Below are 24,026 nucleotides of genomic sequence, written 5' to 3'. Positions count from 1 at the left end.
TAGAAGGTCATGCCAGTTTTGCACTGGGGGAGGCGAAGGCCGAAACGGCCCTGTACCTGCCGGACAGGTTAGGTGTCAGCCTTTTATTTCCGGCGAAAAAAGTGACTCCACAGACACCGGATGGTGTCTGTAATATGGGAGCGCTGCGTTTTGCCATGAAACTGGTATTGTCAGGTAGCGTTGGTGCCAGTGCTGCAATTGAATTAGGGGTGACAGTAGACTGGAGTGGAGAAATGGGAAAGGGCTATGGCATTAAAGGCCGTCCTGCAACCCTGACTGCCCCACCGTTACCAGGACAGCAGCAGGTGAATTTAAAGACCTCAACAATACCTGAAGCACAGGGGGGAGGTGAAATTGGTGTTTTTGTTGGTGCTCAGGCGGGAGGCAATATTAGTGGAGCCATTGAGTGGTTTGACCCGCATCCTGATGATACGCCAGTGGCTATAGGTGTTGAGAAAGATAACAAACCCATTGTCAATAAAGAGAAGAAGTTTGCCGCGATAGCCAAACTGGAAGCAGGGATGACGGTGCAGGCAGGCGCTGGGGGAAGTGGATTTTTTTATATCACCTATATTCAGGGACGTTTTCGTATTTACTGTAAAGCGGCTTTATGTTGGGGAGTGGGAGCTAAAGGGGACGTCGGTTTTGAAGTTGATGGCAGCAGCTTTGCGGCTTTTATGAAGAGTTTTATGTTTATGCTAAGGAATGTGGATTATCAGAAGTTAGAAGATATGATGGGAGAGAATGCTTTTAGAGGATTATGTGCAATCCCAATAATTATAGCAGCAGAAGGAATACAAGCACTGGAGAAAAGATATAATCAAGTTGTGGATATATTGGACAGCTTAAGAGTAGATCTTCTGGAAGAAAATAAACGTGTGGATTTGATGAGCAGTATTTTGTCTAATCCGGATCAGCTAAAATATACTCCTCCAGAAACAAAAGGGGCAGTGATTGCCACATTAATTGACAGGGACTGGATGGACTGGCTTGACCCTCGCAATCAGAATAATGATTTTTTTTCCATTAACAGCTGGAAGCTTGGTCCTTTAAAGAGACGAAAACAAGCGGTGTTTATGGCGCTGAAGTGGATACAAAGTCAGGCAGATTATAACAATGTCATGCAGCATTTGACGTTGTCGCCAGGGGAGAAGAAAGGTAATAAAGAATTGAATGAAAAAGATGTGATTAAGTTTTTAGGCATTGGAGAACGAAAATTGTTTTTCTATACCAATTATGGCGAAAAGCTCACCTTATTGCATAATAACCTTCCGGTTTCCGTTGGCCCGGATGAACCATTTAGACCTATTCCGGATATCCTGATGTCAGAATATCTTGCCATGATCGACGACCAGCATCCGACGGGTACAATGACTGCCTGATGCAATGGCTGAGGTGATAAGATGAGAAAATTAATCGTAGTTGCTTCCGTTGCTGCCGGTTTACTGACCGGGTGCGATCAGGGAAATACCACCGGGAGTGAAAAAGCAGCTAAAGCACTTGTGGATAAATCGGTCTCTAATATGGTCCCCGTTCAGGGTGGTGAGTTTTTAATGGGTGATTTTGGTCCATTAGTTGGTCAAAAATTACCTTTCAGCATACAACAGGATGATAAAACTTTACATAAGGTTATTTTAAGTGATTTTTCGATATCAAAATATAAAGTCACTAACGATGATTTTAATGTTTATTTGAAAGTAACAGATAAAAAAAATCCACCTGTGGATATACTGGCAAAACGTCATCCTTCTCTGCTAAAGGGGGATTATCCTGCAGGTGTTATCTGGCAACAGGCAAAAGATTATTGTCAGTGGTTAGGTAAAAAATCCGGTAAAAAAATTGATTTGCCGACAGAGGCGCAATGGGAGTTTGCAGCAAGGTCCAGAGGTCAGTATCTTCCGTTTGCTACTAACAATGGTGAGTTTTCACCAGGAAAAAATGTCCCAAGCCAGGATGAACTGAATAAATACACTGACGGGATGGGGCTTCCCATTTATCCAGTAGGTAAATACCCATCAAATCCCTTAGGGCTGTATGATATGGGATTGAGTGGTTCAGAATGGACCAATGACTGGTATGCAGCAGATTATTACTCCAACTCTCCGGTAAAGAATCCTCAGGGACCAGAGCAAGGGACCGAGAAAGTGTTGCGTGGGAATGTTGGCGGCGACAGACAGTACGCATTGACTATGTTTAGACAATCTGCTTCACCACTCCCAGAAGAAGTTGATGGTGACTATGAAAAATATGGTGTTGGTCCGCAGTATGTATTTCGTTGTGTCGTTAATAAATAATGTGTGATGCCATCTCTTATTTTAACCGAGTCAGAATGCTCAACGAATATTCAGCTGAACCGGATAGGATATTTAATCTATCCCGGATTTCCTGATGTCAGAATATCTTGCCATGATTGATGAGCTGCACCCGACGGGGACAATGACTGCCTGATGCAAAGGCTTAGGTGATAAGATGAGAAAATTAATCGTAGTTGCTTCTGTTGCCGCCAGTTTACTGCTCGGGTGCGACCAGAAGAGTACTGACAAGCGTGAAACCTTGTCTGAAGCGCTTGTTGCTAAGTCGCTCTCTAACATGGTTCCCGTTCAGGGCGGCGAGTTTTTAATGGGGGATTTTGGCCCATTAGTCGGTGAAAAACTGCCTTTCAGCATAAACCAGGATGACAAGGTATTACATAAGGTTGTATTAAGCGATTTTTCGATATCAAAGTTTAAAGTTACCAACGATGATTATAATAAATATCTGCAGATAACAGGAATGAAAAAACCTCCCATTAATATTCTGGTAAAAGAGTACCCATCCTTGCAAAAAGGTGATTACTCTGTTGGTGTGACCTGGCAACAGGCAAAAGATTATTGTCAGTGGCTAGGTAAGGAGTCCGATAAAAATATTGATTTACCGACAGAAGCACAATGGGAATATGCGGCAAGGTCAAGAGGGCAGTATCTTCCTTTTGCGACTAATAATGGAAATTTCGAGCTTGGTTCTAATATACCTGAACAAAAGAAATTAGATGAATACACAGATGGTTATGGTTTTCCTATTTATCCAATTGGGAAATATCCTCCGAATCCGCTAGGTTTATACGATATGGGGCTAAGTGGAGCCGAATGGAGTAATGATTGGTATTCAACTGATTATTATTCCCACTCCCCTGTTTATGATCCTCAAGGTCCAGTTAAAGGTAATGAAAAAGTTTTAAGGGGGTATGTTGGCGGAGATCGTCAGTATGCCTTGACTATATTCAGGCAATCGTCACAACCTGTGCCAAAATTTGCTGGGCGTGATGATTATCAAAAGTTTGGAGTTAGTCCTCTTTTTGTATTTCGTTGCGTTATTAATAAATGATATCGTTTGACTGTAATACTATATTATAGTCGGAACGCTCAATGAATATAATATTCCGCTGGACAGCCTGTTTAAACCTGTCCCGGATAGCCTGATGTCAGAATATCTTGCCATTATCGACGACCAGCACCCGACGGGGACAATGACTGCCTGATGCAAAGGCTTAGGTGATAAGATGAGAAAATTAATCGTAGTTGCTACTGTTGCCGCCAGTTTTCTGCTCGGGTGCGACCAGAAGAGTACTGACAAGCGTGAAACCTTGTCTGAAGCGCTTGTTGCTAAGTCACTCTCTAACATGGTTCCCGTTAAGGGCGGCGAGTTCTTAATGGGGGATTTTGGGCCGTTAGTCGGTGAAAAACTGCCTTTCAGCATAAACCAGGATGATAAGGTATTACATAAGGTTGTGTTAAGTGATTTTTTAATATCAAAATATAAGGTTATTAATAAGAATTATAAAGAGTATTCAAAACTTACTAATAAAAGAGCACTGCCAGTAGGTCCATTTATGAAAAATCATCCATCTTTATTATCCGATGATTATTCAGCAAATGTGACCTGGCAACAAGCAAAAGACTATTGTCAGTGGTTAGGTAAGGAGTCCGGTAAAAAAATTGATTTGCCGACAGAGGCGCAATGGGAGTATGCAGCAAGATCCAGAGGGCAGTATCTTCCGTTTGCTACCAACAATGGTGAGCTTTTACCCGGGAAAAATTTCCCGAACCAGGACGAACTGGATAGTTATACTGATGGTATTGGGCTTCCTTTTTATCCAATAGGGAAGTTCCCGCCAAACCCCTTAGGTCTGTATGATATGGGACTCAGTGGCTCTGAATGGACCAATGACTGGTATGCAGCAGATTATTACTCTCATTCTCCGGTAAACGATCCTCAGGGGCCTGCGCAGGGTACTAAAAAAGTCCTGCGCGGGAATGTTGGCGGTGACAGACAATACGCTTTAACCGTGTTCAGACAATCAGATTTGCCAGTTCCAAAGATCAATAAAGACGATGATTATGAAAAATATGGTGTTGGTCCGCAGTATGTTTTCCGTTGCGTCATCAATAAATAATGTCGTTTGGTGGTGACATATATCATTTTAACCGGAGCAACAACGTTGAATGAATGTTCCAATAAACCGGAGAGACTATTTAAACCTGTCCCGGATAGCCTGATGTCAGAATATCTTGCCATGATCGACGACCAGCACCCGACGGGGACAATGACTGCCTGATGCAAAGGCTTAGGTGATAAGATGAGAAAATTAATCGTAGTTGCTTCTGTTGCCGCCAGTTTACTGCTCGGGTGCGATCAGGGAAATACCACCGGGAGTGAAAAAGCAGCTAAAGCACTTGTGGATAAATCGGTCTCTAATATGGTCCCTGTTCAGGGTGGTGAGTTTTTAATGGGTGATTTTGGTCCATTAGTTGGTGAAAAATTACTTTTCAGCATACAACAGGATGATAAAACTTTACATAAGGTTATTTTAAGTGATTTTTCGATATCAAAATATAAAGTCACCAACGATGATTTTAATGTTTATTTGAAAGTAACAGATAAAAAAATCCACCCTGTGGATATACTGGCAAAACGTCATCCTTCTCTGCTAAAGGGGGATTATCCTGCAGGTGTTATCTGGCAACAGGCAAAAGATTATTGTCAGTGGTTAGGTAAAAAATCCGGTAAAAAAATTGATTTGCCGACAGAGGCACAATGGGCGTTTGCAGCAAGATCCAGAGGTCAGTATCTTCCGTTTGCTACTAACAATGGTGAGATTTCACCAGGAAAAAATGTCCCCAGCCAGGATGAACTGAATAAATACACTGATGGGATGGGGCTTCCCATTTATCCAGTAGGTAAATACCCATCAAATCCCTTAGGCCTGTATGATATGGGACTGAGTGGTTCAGAATGGACCAATGACTGGTATGCAGCAGATTATTACTCCAACTCTCCGGTAAAGAATCCTCAGGGACCAGAGCAAGGGACCGAGAAAGTGTTGCGTGGGAATGTTGGCGGCGACAGACAGTACGCATTGACTATGTTTAGACAATCTGCTTCACCACTCCCAGAAGAAGTTGATGGTGACTATGAAAAATATGGTGTTGGTCCGCAGTATGTATTTCGTTGTGTCGTTAATAAATAATGTGTGATGCCATCTCTTATTTTAAAAAATCGGTGGCGTTCAACATATAAGGTTTTTTATAATGGATGGTAAAATCATGTACAGTAGTGAAATTATTTCATCGTCATCAACGATGATTGTCAACGGAAAAAAGTGGTGCTCATTAAAAATCTGAAAGAAGAGATGTTAAGGTTTGAAGATGAAGCCAAAACTGACTGGCTGTTTCCTAATCCTATGCCGTTTGGTCTGGAACGAGTTATGACTCAGCAGTGAGTGCGGGCTTATCTAGGATTTCCGATGGTTTATGTTGAAGCAAAAATTGTTATGACTGCTTATAGGGGGGGAAGAGATATATACCTTACCTGTTCCTCATCAAAATAGTTCTGTCGGATTTACCTATAACAAGGATTTATTTGCAGAAACCGTGATTTTTAATCCACTGAAGCGAGCAAAGGGGATTCATATTGCGCTGGAGAAAAAGCGACTTGGTGGCAAATGAATATTGATATCGAACACTTGTGAAGCAATTAGGTAAACCTTATCAGGATATTTATGAACAAGGTTTAATTCCCTACAAAACAAAACCAACGATTACTGTTAGTGATGATATTTCCAGGCTGGATATGAGGCGAGAAGGAATATTTTCATCTTTTATCAATAACCAGAAAAAATCTTGAGGAAGTAACTTTGCGGTTAGAAGATGAAAAAAAACGGCTTGGTTATTTCCTAATCCGCTGCCATTTAGTCTTGCACCAGTAATGACGCAGCGATGGATGCGCGAACGCTTTGGATTTCCCATAGGTTATGGCGAACGCAAAACGATAGAGAGCTATAGTCGTCGTATTAGCGAGGTATACCCACTGTTGCCACCTAATCAGAAAATGTCTGTTTTATTTGCTTATAATTCTGATTATTTTGTTGTTAGTGTATTTTTTATTGTATAGAGCATGCAATAGAAATTAAGGCGGATCTCGCGAGTATAAGGTCGTCTGGCAATTGGCGTTCGAAGTGAAAAGTTATTAATGTAGGGGATATCACCTGGGGAAGAAGTATATATTAAGTAAAGAGAGGTGTGCAGATATTCCAGATATTATTTTATGTTTATTATTCTTTGTTTGATAGGAGTAGCCGGTTTTTGTCTGTTATTAAATGTTATTGCCTCACTCTTTAGGTTGAAATAGATGCGATTGAGTATTCTAATTAATAACTACTGTATCGCTGATATATAAAAGGAAATTCAATGTCCAAAGGTTTTGTATTACTCGGCGATAAAACCACGCACGGCGGTGCTGTTATTTCCGCATCCTCCACCATGATTGTAAATGGAAAGCCTGTAGCGCTGGTGGGGGATAAAGTCAGCTGCCCGATTCCGGGACATGGCACTAATGCCATTATTGAGGGAGCGCCGGAATGGTCTTCCGATGGTAAAGCCATCGTGGTCGATGGCTGCAAATGTCAGTGCGGTTGCCAGGTGATTTCCGGCGCGCCGGAATGCGCGATAGGATAAAAAATGGGCTGGGTACGAACAAAAGCATTGACCATGGAGCAGCCATCGGCTCCTTCACTGACCCGATGGCTGTTTGCCGGTGTACTGATGGCGATTATCGGTGTCCTGCTCTTTATCCTCCATGCTTCCGGCACCGTAAAAATTCTCTCAGTGATAAATATCTGGTGGGTATCCCTGATGCCTGCAGGATGCTGGTTGCTGATTTTTTGTCTGCGTTGCTACCTGTGGGACAGGGATCTGAAAGCGCATCAGTTCTTGCTGAAAGAGGCGGAATACGGACAGCAGAGGTGGGAAGACTGGGCCGGGCGCTGGCTGGCCGTTCTGGGCAGTGCAGTGCTGTTGCCGGATCATTTTTCTGCGGCGCATTGGGGGAGTGAGCGGCCTCAGCAATACGGACTTACCCGCAGGATTAATTACCTTCCGGTAGAAGAGCCCGTGCAGTTGAGTGCGATGCATGCGCTGCTGACCAGTATAGAAGAGCGCGTGCAGTGCCTGCCGGAAGAGCTACCGCTGTATGTCACCCTGATCACGGATAATCCCTCGCCTGAGCTGACCAGCAGTTTCAGTAATCTCTGGAAAGAACACATTCCTGGCCGCGCCGTGCCTGATGATATTACCGTTACCGGCTCATTCTCACTGTCGGAAGTGGAGGAGCGCCTGAAGCAGCCTGTACTGACGGTCAATTTACTCCTGGTCATCCAGCTCAACGGTGGTACAGCATACTCCGACGGGCTGGCCGTGCTGCTGCTGACCAGCGATGATGTGGCGCAAAAATACCATCTGCCGCACTCATCACGGCTGTTACGTCCTATGCCCTTAGATATGACGAACTTTGAAGACGATATCACCCTGTTTCTGGAAACCCAGACTGTCGCCTGTCAGACGCCCTCCGTTATCGGGGACGCAAAAAAATGGACGGAAAGAAGCGCCGCGCTTATCACGCAGGGCGGCAAAATGCATACCCCATGGAAAGCTGAAGATATCGCGCTGCTGGAAAAATGGTGCGGTATTCCGGGACCCGCAGCGCCCTGGCTCCTGGCCGCCCTGGCAGCCGATCTGGTCAGCCTCCGTAAACAGCCCCTGCTGGCGTTATTTTCCAGCGAACAGGAACATTTTATCAGTACCATCACCCCAGGGAGTGAAGATGAATATACCGGGTAATGGCCTGGGCCGGTTTGGCCTGGCCGGGCTTACGTTGGCCGGGATGGCTGCAATATGGTGGGGGATCACCCGCTATGGCGGCATGCTGAATATCAATACGCGGGGCGAGCAGGTACTGGCGTTTGTCCTGGTCTGTCTGGCGTTGGTATTTGTTTTTTACCTTCCTGCAATGTCCCGCCGTGTGAAGGAGAGTTTATATCGCCGGCAGTCGCAGCAGGCCAGCGTCTTACCCGGCGAAGAAGGGCGCGTGGCGCTGACACCTCCCCATCATATTACGGTGGGGGAAATTCGCCAGACTCTACGCTATCAGTATGGACGCGCCTGGTCCCGCAAAGTCCGTATTCTGCTGATAATTGGCTCAGTCAGAGACGTAGAACAACTGACCCCAAAGCTCACGCAGGAACTCTGGCAGGAAGATCAGGGTACATTATTGCTGTGGGGTGGAGACCCTGGGGCAGCGGTAGATAACGCCTGGTTCACAGCGCTGCGTAAACTGCGTTATCGCCCGGCTGATGGTATGGTGTGGGTAACATCGGGCTTTGACGGCGTTTTGACAACGATGAACAGAACGAAGCCCAGGCTCACGCCAGATGAAATGGACAGTGTGTCTCACTCTCTAAAGCTACGCTACGAAGCTCTTGGCTGGAAACTACCCCTATACGTCTGGTCGCTGTATGAGGGGGGCAACGAAAAAAATGGACGTATCACTCAGCCTGTAGGCTGCCTGTTACCTGCAGGTAGTACGCCGCAAATAGTTGCCGAACAGTTCACTGCCCTGGCGCCGTTACTGATAGAGCAGGGCATCCAGCAGATATGCGGGCAACCACAGCACAATTTTTTACTCGCGCTGGCCGATCAGTTGACCCGTAAACCGGAAACGGTGACGGAGCCGTTATCGGTACTGCTTAATCCTTACCGCCCGCAGCCGCTGGCCGGAGTGGTATTTAGTGAGGCGTCAGTAGAGGCTGGTCGCAGTGTCCGTCATCACTGGGGACGGGATAACCGCTGGGAAACGATACCAGACTCAGTGCTGTGGTTGCCAGCCGGTCTACGTCCGCGCAAACAGGGAGTCAACTGGATGCGTGGGATGAGCGTGGCAACTGCCGCCCTGATGTTACTTTGGGCCGCCACTCTGCTGGTCTCTTTTATCGCCAACCGCGAGCTGGTGGCGACCGCACAGCAGCAGGTGCAGCAGGCCTCGGCGGGAAAACAGCCGCTGGCCGTACGCCTGCATGCGCTCTCCGCGTTACAGAAAACGTTTTCTAAACTGGAATACCGCTCGCAGCACGGCGCGCCGTGGTACTTCCGCGCTGGCCTCAGTCAGAACGATGACCTGCTGGCGGCGCTGTTTCCGCGCTACGGAGAGAGGGCGCAGCCGCTGCTGCGCGATGCGGCAGCAGCGCACCTTCAGCGGCAGCTGAACACCTTCGCACAGCTGCCGCCGGACAGCCCGCTGCGTGAGAAGATGACGAAGACCGCTTACGACCAGTTGAAACTGTACCTGATGCTGGCCCGCCCGGAGAGAATGGATGCTGCGTGGTTTGCGGGAGCGTTGATGCGCGAGTGGCCGCAGCGTTCCGGCGTGGCGGACGGCGTCTGGCAGGGAAGCGGCCCTTCGCTGCTGGCATTTTACGCCGCCAGCCTGGTGTCGCATCCGCAGTGGCGTCTGCCTGTCGATGACGGTCTGGTCAGCCAGGCGCGCACACGGTTAATTCGACAGCTGGGCCAGCGCAACAGTGAGTCCACGCTTTATCAGAAGATGCTCGCGCAGGTGGCGAATCAGTATGCCGATATGCGCCTGGCGGATATGACTGCGGACACCGATGCTTCGCGTCTGTTCAGCACTGATGAGGTGGTGCCGGGAATGTTTACCCGTCAGGCCTGGGAGCAGACCGTGCAGCCGGCCATTGAGAAAGTGGTCGCGGAGCGCCGCGATGAAATGGACTGGGTGCTGAGCGACACGAAGCAACCTGCCGCGCAATCGACGTCGCCGGAAGCCTTGCGAGCCCGGCTGGCGGAGCGTTATTTCGCTGATTTCAGCGGCGCCTGGCTGGATTTTCTCAACAGCTTACGCTGGCAGCGCGCGGCGACCCTCTCCGATGCCATCGACCAGCTGACCCTGATGGCCGATGTGCGCCAGTCGCCGCTGGTGGCGCTGATGAACACCCTGAGCGTGCAGGGGCGAACCGGCCAGACCGGGGAAGCCATCGCCGATTCGCTGGTCAAATCGGCCAGGCAGCTGTTCAACCGTGACAACCCGCCCGCCATCGATCAACAGTCCGGCGCGCGCGGTCCTCTGGATGCCACCTTCGGGCCCGTACTTGCGCTACTGGACAATCGCGACGGCGGGACGCCCACCAGCCGTCTTAGCCTGCAGACCTTCCTGACCCGCGTCACCCAGGTGCGTCTGCGCCTGCAGCAGGTCACCAACGCCACCGACCCGCAGGCGATGACCCGCCTGCTTGCGCAGACGGTGTTCCAGGGCAAGGCTGTGGATTTAACCGAAACGCGCGACTATGGCAGCCTGGTGGCGGCGGGACTGGGCCAGCAGTGGAGTGGTTTTGGACAGACGCTGTTTGTTCGCCCGATGGAGCAGGCCTGGCAGCAGGTGCTGGCTCCGGCGGCGGAAAGTCTCAACGCCCAGTGGCGCAGCGCGGTGGTGGAAGACTGGAATAGCGCTTTTGGCGGCCGCTACCCCTTTAAAAATACCAGCAGTGAAGTCTCTCTGCCGCTGCTGGCAAAATATCTCAATAGCGAGACCGGGCGCATCGCCCGCTTTCTGCAGACCCGGCTGAACGGCGTACTGCATAAAGAGGGGAGCCGCTGGATGGCGGACAGTATCAATGCCCAGGGGCTGATGTTTAACCCGGCCTTTCTGCAGGCGATGAATACCCTGAGCCATCTCTCCGACGTCGCGTTCGCCAACGGCGAAGCGGGTTTGCATTTTGCGCTTCGCCCCGGCACCGCGGATGGCGTGATGCAGACGGAGCTGGTCATTGACAGTCAGAAACTTGTCTATATGAACCAGATGCCGGCCTGGCGGCGGTTCAGCTGGCCCGCCGACACCGAAGCGCCGGGTGCCAGTCTGAACTGGATCAGTACCCGGGCGGGCACCCGCCAGTATGGCGATTTCCCGGGCGCCTGGGGCTGGATCCGCCTGCTGGATAAGGCGGTGGTCAGCGCTTATCCCGGAACGAGCAGCAGCTGGAGCCTGAGCTGGAAAGCGCCGGATGGTCTGTTGCTGAACTACACCCTGCGTACCGAGGCGGGGGAAGGACCGCTGGCGCTTTTGGCCCTGCGAAACTTTACGCTACCGGAGACGATATTCAGCGTGCGCGCGCCTGCTGAGCGTGTTCCGCTGACCGACGATATACCCGGCGAAGAGGGATACTGAAACCGCCTCCCTCACTGATTCGCGTTGACCTGCGACGCCGGGCCTCCTCTGCTCATGGCCGCCCGGCGGCCAACTAATCTGACCGCGCAGCCATGCTGCGTGTCTCCCTGTAGACGAATAAGGGAATATTCATAATGGACGATTTAACCCTGCGATATTTTGACGCTGAAATGCGCTACCTGCGCGAGGCTGCAAAAGCGTTCGCGCAGGCTCACCCCGATCGGGCGGCGATGCTGGATCTCGATAAAGCCGGCACGCCGGACCCTTACGTTGAGCGCCTGTTTGAAGGCTTTGCCTTTTCCGTAGGTCGCTTGCGCGAAAAAATTGATGATGATCTGCCGGAGCTGACCGAGGGGCTGGTCAGCATGCTGTGGCCGCACTATCTGCGCACCATTCCGTCGCTATCGATCGTGGCGCTGACCCCAACGCTGCCGGCGATGAAGATGGTGGAAACGGTGCCCGCCGGGTTTGAGATAAGCTCCCGCCCACTGGGGCCGAAAAATACCGTGTGCCGGTACCGAACCACCCGCGATCTGACGCTTAACCCGCTGGCGTTAGAGGAGGCGGTGATGACGGCAGAGCCGGACGGACGTTCGGTCCTGCGGCTACGCTTCACCTGTAGCGAGCTGGCGGACTGGTCGCAGACCGATCTCCGCCGCCTGCCGCTGTACCTGGGGGAAGACGCCGTTACCGGCAGCGCCCTCCATCTGTGGCTGACCCGACGCCAGGCCGCGCTGTACCTGCGCCTGCCGGGTCAGACAGAGCGGGTAAGCCTCGACGGCTATTTTTCCCCGGGGGGATTCAGCGAGGAGGATCGTTTATGGCCGAAAGGGGAGAGCGCTTTCAGCGGCTATCAGTTGCTGCTCGAGTACTTCACCTTTCGCGAAAAATTTATGTTCGTGCAGCTAAATGGCCTGGAAAACATCACCCTGCCGGCGGGGATATCGCATTTCACGCTTGAGGTGGTGTTCAGCGAGGTCTGGCAAAGCGATTTACCCGTCAGCGCAAGCAGCCTGCGCCTGCACTGTGTCCCGGTGATTAACCTGTTTACCCTCGAGGCCGATCCGTTGACCATCAGCGGCCTGGAGAGCGAATACCTCCTGCGTCCGAAGCGCCTGCAGGACGGGCATACCGAAATCTATTCTGTTGACAGCGTGACCGGCTCCGGGCGCACCGGGGAGGCACGCTATGTGCCTTTCACCCGCTTTCGTCACCAGGGGGGAATGATGCGTCGCCATGCGCCGGAGCGCTACTACCACACCCGCGTCAAACGGGGCGTCACCGGCATGCACGATACCTGGCTTATCCTCGGCGGACAACAATGGGAGACCGACCGGGCGCTGGCGCGGGAAACGGTCTCCTTGCGCATCACCGGCACTAACGGCCAGCTGCCGCGCCGGGCGCTACAGAGCACGCTGCTGGATCGCTGTGAGTCGATATCAGCCACGTCGCTTACCGTGCGCAATCTCTGTAAGCCCACGTTGCCGGCCTATCCACCGTCGGAAGACCGCTATCACTGGCGGGTCATGAGCCATCTGGGCACCCGTTTTCTCAACATGATGAGCAGCGCCGAGGTGCTGCGCGGCACGCTGTCGCTCTACAACTGGCGGGAGGATGAGCTCAATAATCGCCGTCTGGACGCCATTCTGGCGGTCAGCCATCACCGAATTCAGCGTTTCGAGCAGGGCTTCTTGCTGCGCGGGCTGGATATCGAAGTGACGCTCGACGGCAGCGGATTTACCGGTGCGGGCGATGTCCACCTGTTTGGCGACATGCTCAACCACTTTTTCGCGCTGTATGCCGATATGAATCAGTTCAACCAGCTGACGCTCATTGTTCAACCTGAAGGGAAATGTATCCGGTGGAAAGAGAATCACAGTCTGCGCCTGCCCGGCTGATGGCGCAGCTCCGGCCTCAGTTGCCGTACATGAATTTTTACCGCTTCTGCCAGTTGCTGGAGAAGAACCATCCGAAGGCGCCGATCATCGGCAGCGGCTGGCTATTAGGTGATGAACCCATACGCTTTCGCCCGCATCCGGGGATGGGCTTTCCGGCTGGCGAAATCCGCGGAATGGACGATCCTGAACCGCCCCGACCGCCGGCGGTTCGCGTTGCTTTTATGGGGCTCTACGGCGTGGAATCCCCGCTGCCGACCCACTATAGCGATGACATTGCGCAACGGCGGGAAGGCGTCGAGGCGACCGAGGATTTTCTCGATATCTTTAACCATCGGCTGATCGCCCAGTATTACCGTATCTGGCGCAAATATTCCTACCCGGCAACCTTTCGGGCGGGGGGCACGGACAACACCTCGCAGTATCTGCTGGGCCTGGCGGGGCTGGGCATACCGGGATGTGCCGCCGTTGCCGCAGCGCCGCTGTCGCGATTTCTGGCGTTGCTGCCGGTGATGATGCTGCCAGGGAGATCCGGGGAAGGCATGGAGGCGCTGGTGGCGCTCCTGGCCCCGGGGACCCGGGCGACGGTGTACCACCACGATCCCTGCCGGATCCCCTTGTCGCAGCCGTTAACGATGAGCATCCGCCAGCCGGTTAGCCTGCAACATAGGCCAGTGATGGGAACTCACGCCACGGATGTGAACGGTCAGGTGTTGCTGCAGCTGGCGACGGAAAAGCCTGATGAGGTCCGCGGCTGGCTGCCTGGCGGCGAACTGTTCAGCGACCTGATGGCGCTCCTGCACGTCTGGCTCGGATCTCATCTCGACGTGCGGCTGCAGCTTTGCGTCGCCCGCCATTTACTGCCGGATGCGCAACTTTGCTGCCAGCAGGCGCGTGCCGTCCAGCTCGGGAGAACGGCTGTGCTGCAACCGCTGGATGCGCAAAAGCAGGCTGACGACAGGATCACGATTTATCTGGGGCGCTATCAGCGCGTCCGGGAAAATATCCACCGCAGGGAGAGCGATGAAGATGGCGATTACCGCAGTTAAATCCTCCGCCAGGTTGCTGGCATTCCTCATGGTTACCGTCTTAACCGGCTGCGGCCTGACGCAGACCGTAAAAGACGGCGCCGTTTCCGTGACCCAGTCCATTTTTTACCCCCAGGTGAAAACCCTGCATCTGGATCTTCGCGCCCGGGAAGGCGTCAATAACAACGCCAAAGGCGCTTCCCTGGCGACGGTGGTGCGTATTTACCAGCTTAAGGACCGGCAGGCGTTTGACAATACTGACTACCCGTCGCTGTTTGCCGGCGATGGCCAGGCGCTGCAGGCGGACCGGGTGGCGGAAAAAGATGTTCGCCTGCGTCCGGGCGAATCGGTGACCGTCGATATGCCCATGGAAACCCGCGCGCAGTTTGTGGCGGTGGCGGCCATGTTTATCGATCCAGACCTGACGCAAAACAGCTGGCGGCTGGTACTCACCCGGGACGATCTTGACCCGGCCAGGCCGCGCATTATCGAAGCCAGCCAAAACCAACTGACGCTGCAACCGCTTAAGGAGAAGTGAAAATGCCTCGTCCCTCCCTGTATGACATCCTGTACGGCAACTTCGCCGGCGGGCTTGATCTGAATACTGTCAGCGAAACGGATCAGGTCATCCTGTCGGTGCTCGATAACATGCAGCGCATCCTTAACTGTCGGGCCGGAACGCTGGCTCATCTGCCGGACTACGGCCTGCCGGATATGACCGCTATCCTCCAGGGCATGCCGGCGTCGGCGCACCAGCTGATGAGCACGTTGTCGGCGGTATTGCTGAAATACGAACCGCGCCTGCAGCGGATTGCGGTGGTGATGCTCGATCAGCATGCGCCCGGCGAACTGCGCTATGCCATTGATGCGGAGCTGAAGGATATTGGCCTGGTGCGTTACGGCACGGAGTTTATGCCTGAAGGCAGGGTGTTGATCCGCCACCTCAAACGTCAGCAGTACCTTGACGCCCGTTCCGCTCTCTAATCTCTCGCTGAAAGACATCATGATGACAACACACCACGACCGTCACTATAAAACCGGCGGCGACCCGCGCACGCTGGCTGATTTTATTGCCCTACGTGCGGAAATGAACAAGCTCAGCCACCCGGCGCGGCCGGATATTAACTGGCCGTATGCCGAGCAGCTTGCCCGCTCGCTGCTCGAGCATCACGGCGCGGATCTGCAGACTGTCGCCTGGTATACGCTGGCCCGCGCCCGGCTGGGCGGGCTGGCAGGGATCCACGAGGGACTGTCGCTAATGGAGTCGCTGCTGGCCCACCAGGGTAAAAACCTGTGGCCGCAGGCGCTCCCGGCCCGCGCAGAGATCTTCCGCACCCTGAGTAAGCGGCTGCGGCAGGTGATCCGCACTCTGAGTCTCGCCCCGGCGGATCTCGAGTCGCTTGATCAGGCTGAACGTTCGCTGCAAAGCTTCGACGCAGTGCTCCAGCGCTTTGAGATCGCGCCTGAAAACCCGCTGAGCGACCTGCGGGCGCTGTTGCACAGCACGGTAAGCCGCTTCGAGAATCTCGACCCTGCGCCAGCGCTCCCCACCGCGCCGCCGGTGGCGGTGTCTGACGCGGAACTTCCCGGCGCTCTGGTCAGCGAAGAGGATGCGGCAAAGGTTGAACCCGTGCCAGAACTAAAACGTAGACCAAAGGCTGAGCCGCTTGCGCCGCCTTTACCTGCAAAGCGGCCCGCGCCAGTGGTGGCGTCTTCTCCGGCACCCGCGCCGCGCTGGAAGCCGTTTGTCGCCGGGATGGTCACCATGCTGGCGGTGACGGGCATCGCCGTCGGTGGATGGCTGGCGTTGCGTCAGTCCGATTTACCGCCCATTTCGGTGACCCAAAATGTGATACCGGGCCTGCCGGGGGCATCTCCCCTGATGCCGGTGGATCTGCCTCAGACGCAGCGCCAGCTTGGCGAGCTCGCCCGCCTGGCGCCGGACTGGGCGGTAAGCTACGGCGACCAGCTGGTCCGGCAGGCCCTGAGTCGCTGGCCGGATCAAGCACAACCGCTGGCGCAGCAGTGGCGGCAGCAGTTGAGCGCTGCCGCATTGCCCGCGGAAAACCTCACCGGCTGGTCCGAGGGAATGCAGCAGCTGCAGCGGCTCGCCGGCCAGCTCAATGCCCTCGACGAGCAGAAGGGGAGATACCTCACGGTGAGCGAACTGAAAACCGCAGTGTTTGCCATCATGCAGTCGTTTAACCGCGCCGTTCCGCTGGAGGAGGAGCTACGCCAGCTGGTCGCGCTTCCCGTTGATCAACCCTGGCCTGCCGCCCGGGGAAGCCTCGCGGAGCTGCATCTGCAACAGCTGATCGTGGAGTATGCCCTGCTGAAGCGAAAGCAGTCGCCGCCCGCTGAGATCCCCCTACCGGTAAGCCCTCAGTGAGTGAGGCGGTGAAATAAAGTGTGCGCATGGCAACATTTTCTTTACATCATGATTGCAAGAACCGAACGCCCTTCGTAGTCTGAAAATGATTTAAATATACCATTTGTGTTTATATTGAAAATTTCATTTCGACCTCTGAGGGCATGCTATGAAGCACTGTAAAATCATCCTGTTAGTGGGGTTACTGGCCAGTTCCGCCTCGGCTTTGGCGGAGAAGATCGGCGTCTCAATGGCCTACTTCGATCAAAACTTTCTCACCATTATCCGCCAGTCCATTGAGAAAGAGGCCCGCGCCCGTCATGTCGACGTGCAGTTTGAAGACGCCCGCGGCGACACCGGACGCCAGGCCGACCAGGTGCAGAGCTTTATCGCCTCCGGCGTGGACGCGATCATCGTCGACCCGGTGGACTCCGCCAGCACCCCGCAGCTGACGAAGATGGCGCAGCAGGCCAAAATGCCGCTGGTGTATGTGAACCGGACGCCGGGGGATAAAACGTTACCGCCTGGCGTGGTGTTTGTCGGTTCGGACGAGCGGGAGTCCGGCACATTGCAGATGGAGGCGCTGGCGAAGCTGGCGAACTACAAAGGCAATGTCGCCATCATGATCGGCAATCTCACTGACGCCGGCGCGCTGCAGCGCACCAAAGACGTGGAGCAGGTGGTGGCCAAGTATCCGGCAATGAAAGTGGTGCAGAAACAGCCGGCCAACTATTCCCGCAGCGAGGGAATGGATCTGATGCAGAACTGGACAGGCAACGGGGAAGCGATTGATATTGTGGCGGCGAACAACGACGAGATGGCGATTGGCGCGGCGATGGCGCTGGAGAAGAGCCAGAAGAAGCTGTTGATCGGTGGGATCGACGCCACCCCGGACGGGCTGAAAGCCCTGGCCAGCGATAAGATCCAGGTGACGGTCTTCCAGGACGCCGTCGGTCAGGGCAAAACGGCCTTAGCGGTAGCGCTGAAGCTGATTAAAGGAGAAAAGGTCGAGTCTCATGTCTGGATCCCGTTTGAGTTAGTGACCAAAGAAAACATGCAGACCTATGTGGAAAAGAGTCATTAACGGCAAGGCGCACGTTAACGAACTTTGCTGATAAAACCGGGCTGATAATGTGACGCCCGGGCAACGAAACCGGAGGAAAAGACATGGCAACGGCAAGAAGCGGCTATACGCTGCAGGTGATAAAGGCAGGGCAGCAGGGACATGTTGAAATGAGGTGGGGGCATCTCGCGGAAGTTGATACGCGGGCGGCGGCGGCGGCCATCGTGCAGCAAATCGGGCGACCATCGTCAGCGGCGAGCCAGCAGGAGATCAGTCTGTCACTGACCAATGCCGCCAGCGGCATCTCGGTCGAGCTTCATCACCCGGCCTCCGGGGAAAGCGCCACCCCGGCTTTCATCGAGGGCGAGTTAAAGAAAATTGTGCAGATCGTTGATGGCTATGAGGCGGCTGAAGAGACCCATATTGTGGAGTAGCGTGCCGTCCGGGTAAAAAAAATCCACGCCGGAGCGTGGATTTTTATGGCGCGGTGGTGGCGAAAATGCCAGCCAGCGGGATCAGACGTTGAACAGGAAGTTCATCACATCGCCATCTTTCACGATGTAGTCTTTGCCTTCTGCACGCATTTTACCGGCTTCTTTTGCACCCTGTTCGCCTTTGTAGGTAATAAAGTCTTCATAGGCGATGGTCTGCGCGCGGATAAAACCTTTTTCGAAGTCGGTGTGGATCTTACCGGCTGCCTGCGGCGCGGTTGCCCCGACCGGGATGGTCCATGCGCGAACTTCCTTCACCCCTGCGGTGAAGTAGGTCTGCAGATTCAGCAGCTCGTAACCGGCGCGGATCACGCGGTTGAGGCCTGGCTCTTCGAGACCCAGCTCGGCCATAAACTCGTCGCGGTCAGCGTCGTCCAGCTCGGCAATATCGGACTCAACGGCGGCGCAAACGGCGACGACCACAGAACCTTCGGCGGCGGCAATTTCACGGACTTTATCGAGATAAGGGTTATTCTCGAAGCCGTCTTCATTGACGTTGGCGATATACATGGTCGGTTTCAGCGTCAGGAAGCTGAGGTATTTAATCGCCGCTTTGTCTTCGTCGGTCAGGTTTTTCAGTGAACGCAGCATGCCGGCATTTTCCAGCTGCGGCAGGCATTTTTCCAGCGCCGCCAGCTCAGCTTTAGCGTCTTTATCGCCGCCTTTAGCTTTCTTCTGCACACGGTGGATAGCGCGCTCGCAGGTGTCCAGATCGGAAAGTGCCAGCTCGGTGTTGATAACGTCGATGTCGTCAGCCGGATCCACTTTGTTGTTAACGTGGATAATGTTGTCGTTTTCAAAGCAGCGAACCACGTGACCGATGGCTTCGGTTTCACGGATGTTGGTCAGAAACTGGTTGCCAAGACCTTCACCTTTGGACGCGCCTTTCACCAGGCCCGCGATATCAACGAATTCCATCGTCGTCGGCAGGATGCGCTGCGGTTTGACGATTTCAGCCAGCTTGTCCAGACGCGGATCGGGCATCGGTACGACACCGGTGTTCGGCTCAATGGTACAGAAGGGGAAGTTGGCCGCTTCAATACCCGCTTTGGTGAGCGCATTGAACAGGGTGGATTTGCCGACGTTGGGCAAACCGACGATACCGCATTTGAATCCCATGATTTAAATCACCTTAATCTTTGGATAATCAACCTGTTATAAGCAACAGATTGCAGAAAATTGAATAGCTTTGCCTATTATACACGGTGCGCGGCAAAAATGCCGCACGACAACGGCTTATTGCGCCTTAAAGGCATGCAAACGGTTGGTGGCTTTGGTCAGCCCGTCCTTTAACCAGATTTCCGTGCAGCGCGCCGCTTCGTCTACGGCATCATCAATCAGTTTCTGCTCGCTGGCCGGCGGTTTGCCGAGTACAAAGCCGACAACCTTGTTTTTGTCACCCGGATGGCCGATCCCGACGCGTAAGCGGTGAAAGTTCGGGTTATTGCCGAGCTTACTGATGATGTCCTTCAGGCCGTTGTGGCCGCCATGGCCACCGCCAAGCTTGAATTTCGCCACCCCCGGCGGCAAATCCAGCTCATCATGGGCGACCAGAATTTCATCCGGGTTAATGCGATAAAAGGTCGCCATTGCAGCCACTGCTTTACCGCTGAGGTTCATAAACGTCGTAGGAACCAGCAGGCGAACGTCTTCGCCCGCCAGATTGATGCGCGAGGTGTAGCCGAAGAACTTGCTCTCTTCGCGCAGCGGCGCACGATGGCGATCCGCCAGTAAATCTACATACCAGGCGCCAGCGTTGTGCCGGGTGGCGGCATATTCCGCACCGGGGTTGGCCAGGCCGACAATCAGTTTAATGGTCACGTTTTCTATCCTGCATGGAGCATTCTCTGCCGCGTAGTGTACTGTCTGCGGGCGCGCTTGACAAAGTTCTGTCCACGAGACAATACCAGCATTGATGATTACCCACCTGAATCATTAGAATTTGATATTGTTCAGAGGCTTATTTGTAAATATTTGTCTAATCGGTGTTCACTAATGTGATCGTGGGCGCACTCCAGGGCAGGGACCCTGTCTATACTACACCTATAAGATTTGGGGATATTCCCTGGCAACCCAAAGTCCGGAGGTGACACATGAAACGCAAAAACGCTTCGTTACTCGGTAACGTACTCATGGGGTTAGGGTTGGTGGTGATGGTTGTGGGGGTAGGTTACTCCATTCTGAACCAGCTTCCGCAGCTTAACCTGCCGCAATTCTTTGCGCATGGCGCAATCTTAAGCATCTTCGTTGGCGCCGTGCTCTGGCTGGCCGGTGCCCGTATTGGCGGCCACGAGCAGGTCAGCGACCGCTACTGGTGGGTGCGCCACTATGATAAACGCTGCCGTCGTAATCAGCATCGCCACAGCTAACCGCAAAATGATTTTCCGCATCGGCCGGTAACGGCCGATGCATCTTCATGTTTTCGTTTCTTTCATCTTCGTTTTGTTCCCGTCGCCTTACACCCTGTTTTGTCCAGATATCGTCGTTGCCAATGTTGCCCGCAGACAAATATTGCACCCGGTTTTATGCTTGATCATGGCGTTATATCAGGCGGCGGCAGGCGCAGAGGCCTGCCGTCGGGGGATCACAGGTCAGCCAGCGCGGCCTGACGATCGGGGTAGAAGCTCAGGCGTCCGGGCAGCGGCTTGACGCCGGCGCGCGCTAAGGTGCGCAGCGGCTGAAACTCGAGGTTAGATACGCGCAGCTCACAGCCTTCCGGCAGTTTGTTCACAAAGCGCTGGAAGGCATCCAGGCCGCCGGCGTCGAGAACCGGCACCGCGTCCCACTTCAGCACCACGATGCGCTTGCCGGCGATCCGGGTCTCCAGGTCGTTGAACAAGCCCTCGGCGGCGGCAAAGAACAGTGGGCCAATCACCCGCAGCACCAGCACATCGTCTGGCACCTCGACGTTGACTGGCGCCAGATGGGTCATGCGTGCGATACGACGCATAAACAACAGCGAGGCCAGTACGATCCCGACGCTGATAGCAATCACCATATCAAACAGCACCGTCAGCGACATGCACATCAGCATCACCACGATATCGTCTTTCGGCGCGTGGCGCAGCAGATTGATGACTTTATGCGCCTCGCTCATGTTCCATGCCACCATCAGCAGCAGGGCGGCCATCGCCGACAGCGGCAGCCAGGAGAGCAGCGGGGCGAGGATCAGCAGCGCCAGGATCACCAGCAGGGCGTGGATCACGGCGGCCACCGGCGATGTGGCGCCGGCGCGGACGTTCGCCGCCGAACGGGCAATCGCCGCGGTGGCAGTGATCCCGCCGAAGAACGGCGCGACAATGTTGCCCAGCCCCTGGCCAATCAGCTCGCTGTTGGCTTTGTGCTTGGTACCGGTCATGCCATCGAGCACCACCGCGCACAGCAGAGATTCAATGGCCCCGAGCATCGCCATTGAGAAGGCGGCAGGCAGCAGAGCCTGCAGCGAGGCCCAGCTCAGGGTAAAGTTTGAGCCCGGCATATCCCAGGGGAGTACCAGCTGCGGCAGCAGCTGTGGAATGCCGTTGCCCTGAGTGCCATCCGCCAGCTGATAGTGGAACTGCGAGCCAATTGTGGCGACATCGCCGCCGAGCAAATTAACCACCAGCATCACCGCGCAGCCGGCCAGCAGCGCCGGAAGGTGGCCCGGCAGACGAATACCCAGTCGCGGCCAGAGGATCAAGGTGCCAAGGGTGACGACGCCGATGGCGGCATCGCCGGGGTTAATCGTTGGCAGGGCCATCGCCAGCGCTGCCACTTTCTGCAGGTAATGCTCCGGCACATGGGGCATCTGCAGGCCGAGGAAGTCTTTAATCTGCATGGTACCGATGGTGATACCGATCCCGGAGGTGAAACCGAGGGTGACCGACAGCGGGATATATTCGATCAGACGACCAAAGCGCGCCAGGCCAAAGAGGATTAAAAAGATCCCTGACATTAGCGTCGCCACCAGCAGCCCCGCCAGGCCAAACTGTTGTGAGACCGGATAGAGGATCACCACAAAGGCGGCGGTTGGGCCGGAAACGCTAAAGCGCGACCCGCCGGTTAAGGCGATCACAATCCCTGCCACCGCGGAGGTATAGAGGCCGTACTGCGGCGGCACACCACTGCCAATCGCCAGCGCCATCGCCAGCGGAATCGCAATGATCCCGACGGTGATCCCGGCGATCAGATCACGCGTGAAGCGGGCCGTGGTGTACTTTTCTTTCCAACAAGCGTCGATGAGGGCGCGGAAAGGCATCACATGTGAGGAAAATAATCTGTTCACAATAATGTTTCATCCATGAGCGCATCATCTGTCAACTAAATGGCAGGTGAAGGAGGCATTGGTCATTTCCACGTCATCCTTCGGGATGCCTCTGTGTTGGCTGGGTTCATTTACCCCGGTCACGTACTGCCTGTACGCTCCCGGGGATTCATTCACTTGCCGCCTTGACGCATGCCGAATGATTTTGTGGAAGAATTAAAAATTCAGAGACAAAAAAACCCGCCGCAGCGGGTTTTTATGCTCGGCTCGATTAATGTTCGAACATAGCAGAGATAGATTCTTCATTGCTGATACGGCGAATAGCTTCAGCCAGCATACCGGAAAGCGTCAGAGTACGCACTTTATCCAGCGCTTTAATTTCTGGTGCCAGCGGAATGGTATCGCAGACGACAAATTCATCAATCACAGAGTTTTTGATGTTCTGGATAGCGTTGCCGGAGAAGATCGGGTGCGTTGCGTAAGCGAATACGCGTTTCGCGCCACGCTCTTTCAGCGCTTCAGCCGCTTTACACAGGGTGCCGCCGGTGTCGATCATATCGTCGACCATCACGCAGTCACGACCAGCCACGTCGCCGATGATATGCATCACTTGGGAGACGTTGGCGCGCGGACGGCGCTTGTCGATGATAGCCATATCGGTATCATTCAGCAGTTTAGCGATAGCGCGGGCACGCACGACGCCGCCGATGTCCGGAGAAACCACAATCGGGTTGTCCAGGTTCAGCTGCAGCATATCTTCCAGCAGGATTGGGCTGCCGAACACGTTATCAACTGGCACATCGAAGAAGCCCTGGATCTGTTCTGCGTGCAGGTCAACGGTCAGCACGCGGTCAACGCCGACGCTGGACAGGAAATCTGCCACCACTTTCGCGGTGATTGGCACACGAGCAGAACGAACACGACGGTCCTGGCGAGCATAACCGAAGTAAGGGATAACGGCGGTGATACGACCTGCCGAAGCACGACGCAGAGCATCAACCATAACAACCAGTTCCATCAGGTTGTCATTGGTGGGAGCACAAGTGGACTGGATGATGAAAATATCACCACCGCGTACGTTTTCATTGATTTGTACGCTGACTTCGCCGTCGCTAAAACGACCTACAGCGGCGTCGCCAAGAGAAGTGTACAGGCGGTTGGCAATACGTTGTGCTAGTTCCGGGGTGGCGTTACCAGCAAAAAGCTTCATATCAGGCACGAGAAGAACCTCAGGCATGCGTCCAGTGGTGGATGAGTGGGCCAATAATGTGCGGGCTGGCGCCATTCGATCCAGTCGGTGTATTTAAAGAGCACGATGCAACGTCTGGAACAGGGTGACGTTGTCACCGTAACTCAATTTCCCCGGTTGACTCGTTATCGTTGCGCCATCA

Annotated in this window: 20 protein-coding genes and 5 pseudogenes; 21 read left to right on the top strand and 4 right to left on the bottom strand. The window is 53.9% G+C overall.

Going from position 1 to position 24,026, the window contains the following annotated elements:
• The first annotated feature begins 23 nt into the window (after window positions 1–23).
• The 20 genes and pseudogenes from CWM54_RS08345 to CWM54_RS08265 all read left to right on the top strand — a co-directional run bounded on the left by CWM54_RS08345 (window position 24) and on the right by CWM54_RS08265 (window position 18,335).
• Window positions 24–1,053 (top strand): annotated as a pseudogene (locus CWM54_RS08345) (hypothetical protein).
• A gap of 251 nt (window positions 1,054–1,304) precedes the next feature.
• Window positions 1,305–1,382, top strand: a pseudogene (locus tag CWM54_RS29240) (hypothetical protein); the annotation flags it as partial.
• 21 nt (window positions 1,383–1,403) lie between these two features.
• Entirely contained in the window at window positions 1,404–2,294 is an 891-nt protein-coding gene (locus CWM54_RS08340; protein WP_008804363.1) for a formylglycine-generating enzyme family protein, read from the top strand.
• A gap of 175 nt (window positions 2,295–2,469) precedes the next feature.
• Window positions 2,470–3,363, top strand: coding sequence for a formylglycine-generating enzyme family protein (locus CWM54_RS08335; protein ID WP_100696711.1), 894 nt, complete (start codon window positions 2,470–2,472; stop codon window positions 3,361–3,363).
• A gap of 52 nt (window positions 3,364–3,415) precedes the next feature.
• The gene (locus tag CWM54_RS29480; protein WP_371934360.1) at window positions 3,416–3,517 is read left to right on the top strand and encodes a hypothetical protein; all 102 of its coding nucleotides are present in this window, start codon (window positions 3,416–3,418) and stop codon (window positions 3,515–3,517) included.
• A 21-nt stretch (window positions 3,518–3,538) separates the two neighbouring features.
• Window positions 3,539–4,432, top strand: coding sequence for a formylglycine-generating enzyme family protein (locus tag CWM54_RS08330; protein ID WP_100682223.1), 894 nt, complete (start codon window positions 3,539–3,541; stop codon window positions 4,430–4,432).
• 45 nt (window positions 4,433–4,477) lie between these two features.
• Window positions 4,478–4,594 (top strand): hypothetical protein, encoded by a 117-nt coding sequence (locus CWM54_RS28490; protein WP_004217423.1) that lies wholly within the window; start codon window positions 4,478–4,480, stop codon window positions 4,592–4,594.
• 21 nt (window positions 4,595–4,615) lie between these two features.
• Window positions 4,616–5,506, top strand: coding sequence for a formylglycine-generating enzyme family protein (locus CWM54_RS08325; RefSeq protein ID WP_100696710.1), 891 nt, complete (start codon window positions 4,616–4,618; stop codon window positions 5,504–5,506).
• 132 nt (window positions 5,507–5,638) lie between these two features.
• Window positions 5,639–5,866 (top strand): annotated as a pseudogene (locus CWM54_RS08320) (DUF6392 family protein).
• A gap of 114 nt (window positions 5,867–5,980) precedes the next feature.
• A pseudogene (locus tag CWM54_RS29390) lies at window positions 5,981–6,429 on the top strand (DUF6392 family protein).
• Between the two features lie 296 nt (window positions 6,430–6,725).
• On the top strand, window positions 6,726–6,992 hold the full coding sequence (locus CWM54_RS08310; RefSeq protein ID WP_004175522.1) for a PAAR domain-containing protein: 267 nt from the start codon (window positions 6,726–6,728) through the stop codon (window positions 6,990–6,992).
• Window positions 6,993–6,995: 3 nt separating this feature from the next.
• The gene (locus CWM54_RS08305) at window positions 6,996–8,153 is read left to right on the top strand and encodes a type VI secretion protein (protein WP_100680549.1); all 1,158 of its coding nucleotides are present in this window, start codon (window positions 6,996–6,998) and stop codon (window positions 8,151–8,153) included.
• Complete coding sequence (locus tag CWM54_RS08300; protein ID WP_100696708.1) at window positions 8,137–11,547, top strand: ImcF-related family protein; 3,411 nt, start codon at window positions 8,137–8,139, stop codon at window positions 11,545–11,547. The genes CWM54_RS08305 and CWM54_RS08300 overlap by 17 nt, the downstream gene beginning before the upstream one ends.
• A 134-nt stretch (window positions 11,548–11,681) precedes the next feature.
• Complete coding sequence (gene tssF, locus CWM54_RS08295; RefSeq protein WP_100696706.1) at window positions 11,682–13,445, top strand: type VI secretion system baseplate subunit TssF; 1,764 nt, start codon at window positions 11,682–11,684, stop codon at window positions 13,443–13,445.
• Between the two features lie 29 nt (window positions 13,446–13,474).
• Window positions 13,475–14,491 carry a type VI secretion system baseplate subunit TssG gene (gene tssG, locus CWM54_RS08290; RefSeq protein WP_165785726.1) on the top strand — a complete coding sequence of 339 codons (1,017 nt, stop codon included), beginning with the start codon at window positions 13,475–13,477 and terminating at the stop codon, window positions 14,489–14,491.
• Complete coding sequence (gene tssJ / locus CWM54_RS08285; protein ID WP_100680583.1) at window positions 14,472–15,008, top strand: type VI secretion system lipoprotein TssJ; 537 nt, start codon at window positions 14,472–14,474, stop codon at window positions 15,006–15,008. The genes tssG and tssJ overlap by 20 nt, the downstream gene beginning before the upstream one ends.
• Window positions 15,009–15,010: 2 nt before the next feature.
• On the top strand, window positions 15,011–15,454 hold the full coding sequence (gene tssE, locus CWM54_RS08280; RefSeq protein WP_004152261.1) for a type VI secretion system baseplate subunit TssE: 444 nt from the start codon (window positions 15,011–15,013) through the stop codon (window positions 15,452–15,454).
• A 19-nt stretch (window positions 15,455–15,473) separates the two neighbouring features.
• Window positions 15,474–16,876 (top strand): annotated as a pseudogene (locus CWM54_RS08275) (VasL domain-containing protein).
• 131 nt (window positions 16,877–17,007) lie between these two features.
• Window positions 17,008–17,922, top strand: coding sequence for a sugar ABC transporter substrate-binding protein (locus CWM54_RS08270; protein ID WP_032730670.1), 915 nt, complete (start codon window positions 17,008–17,010; stop codon window positions 17,920–17,922).
• 83 nt (window positions 17,923–18,005) lie between these two features.
• Entirely contained in the window at window positions 18,006–18,335 is a 330-nt protein-coding gene (locus CWM54_RS08265; protein ID WP_100680544.1) for a DUF1869 domain-containing protein, read from the top strand.
• An 81-nt stretch (window positions 18,336–18,416) separates the two neighbouring features.
• Here the strand turns inward: CWM54_RS08265 and ychF are convergent, their stop codons facing one another.
• Together ychF and pth are read right to left on the bottom strand one after the other, a co-directional pair.
• On the bottom strand, window positions 18,417–19,511 hold the full coding sequence (gene ychF, locus CWM54_RS08260; protein ID WP_008804380.1) for a redox-regulated ATPase YchF: 1,095 nt from the start codon (window positions 19,509–19,511) through the stop codon (window positions 18,417–18,419).
• 117 nt (window positions 19,512–19,628) lie between these two features.
• Window positions 19,629–20,213 carry an aminoacyl-tRNA hydrolase gene (pth, locus tag CWM54_RS08255; RefSeq protein WP_004180389.1) on the bottom strand — a complete coding sequence of 195 codons (585 nt, stop codon included), beginning with the start codon at window positions 20,211–20,213 and terminating at the stop codon, window positions 19,629–19,631.
• A 272-nt stretch (window positions 20,214–20,485) separates the two neighbouring features.
• Here pth and ychH point away from each other — a divergent pair, with 272 nt between their 5' ends.
• On the top strand, window positions 20,486–20,761 hold the full coding sequence (gene ychH, locus CWM54_RS08250) for a stress-induced protein YchH (RefSeq protein ID WP_002910437.1): 276 nt from the start codon (window positions 20,486–20,488) through the stop codon (window positions 20,759–20,761).
• Window positions 20,762–20,976: 215 nt separating this feature from the next.
• Here ychH and dauA read toward each other — a convergent pair whose 3' ends face one another.
• Window positions 20,977–22,656, bottom strand: a complete 1,680-nt coding sequence (dauA, locus tag CWM54_RS08245; protein ID WP_071787626.1) for a C4-dicarboxylic acid transporter DauA — start codon at window positions 22,654–22,656, stop codon at window positions 20,977–20,979.
• A gap of 250 nt (window positions 22,657–22,906) precedes the next feature.
• A complete protein-coding gene (gene prs, locus CWM54_RS08240; protein WP_002910407.1) occupies window positions 22,907–23,854 on the bottom strand; it encodes a ribose-phosphate diphosphokinase in 948 nt (315 codons plus the stop codon).
• Window positions 23,855–24,026 lie beyond the last annotated feature (172 nt).

The organism is Klebsiella sp. D-Nf1 (assembly GCF_002810515.1).
Classification (GTDB): domain Bacteria; phylum Pseudomonadota; class Gammaproteobacteria; order Enterobacterales; family Enterobacteriaceae; genus Klebsiella; species Klebsiella variicola.
Note: the sequence above shows the minus strand (reverse complement) of the source record. Positions and strands in the feature narration are given on the sequence as shown.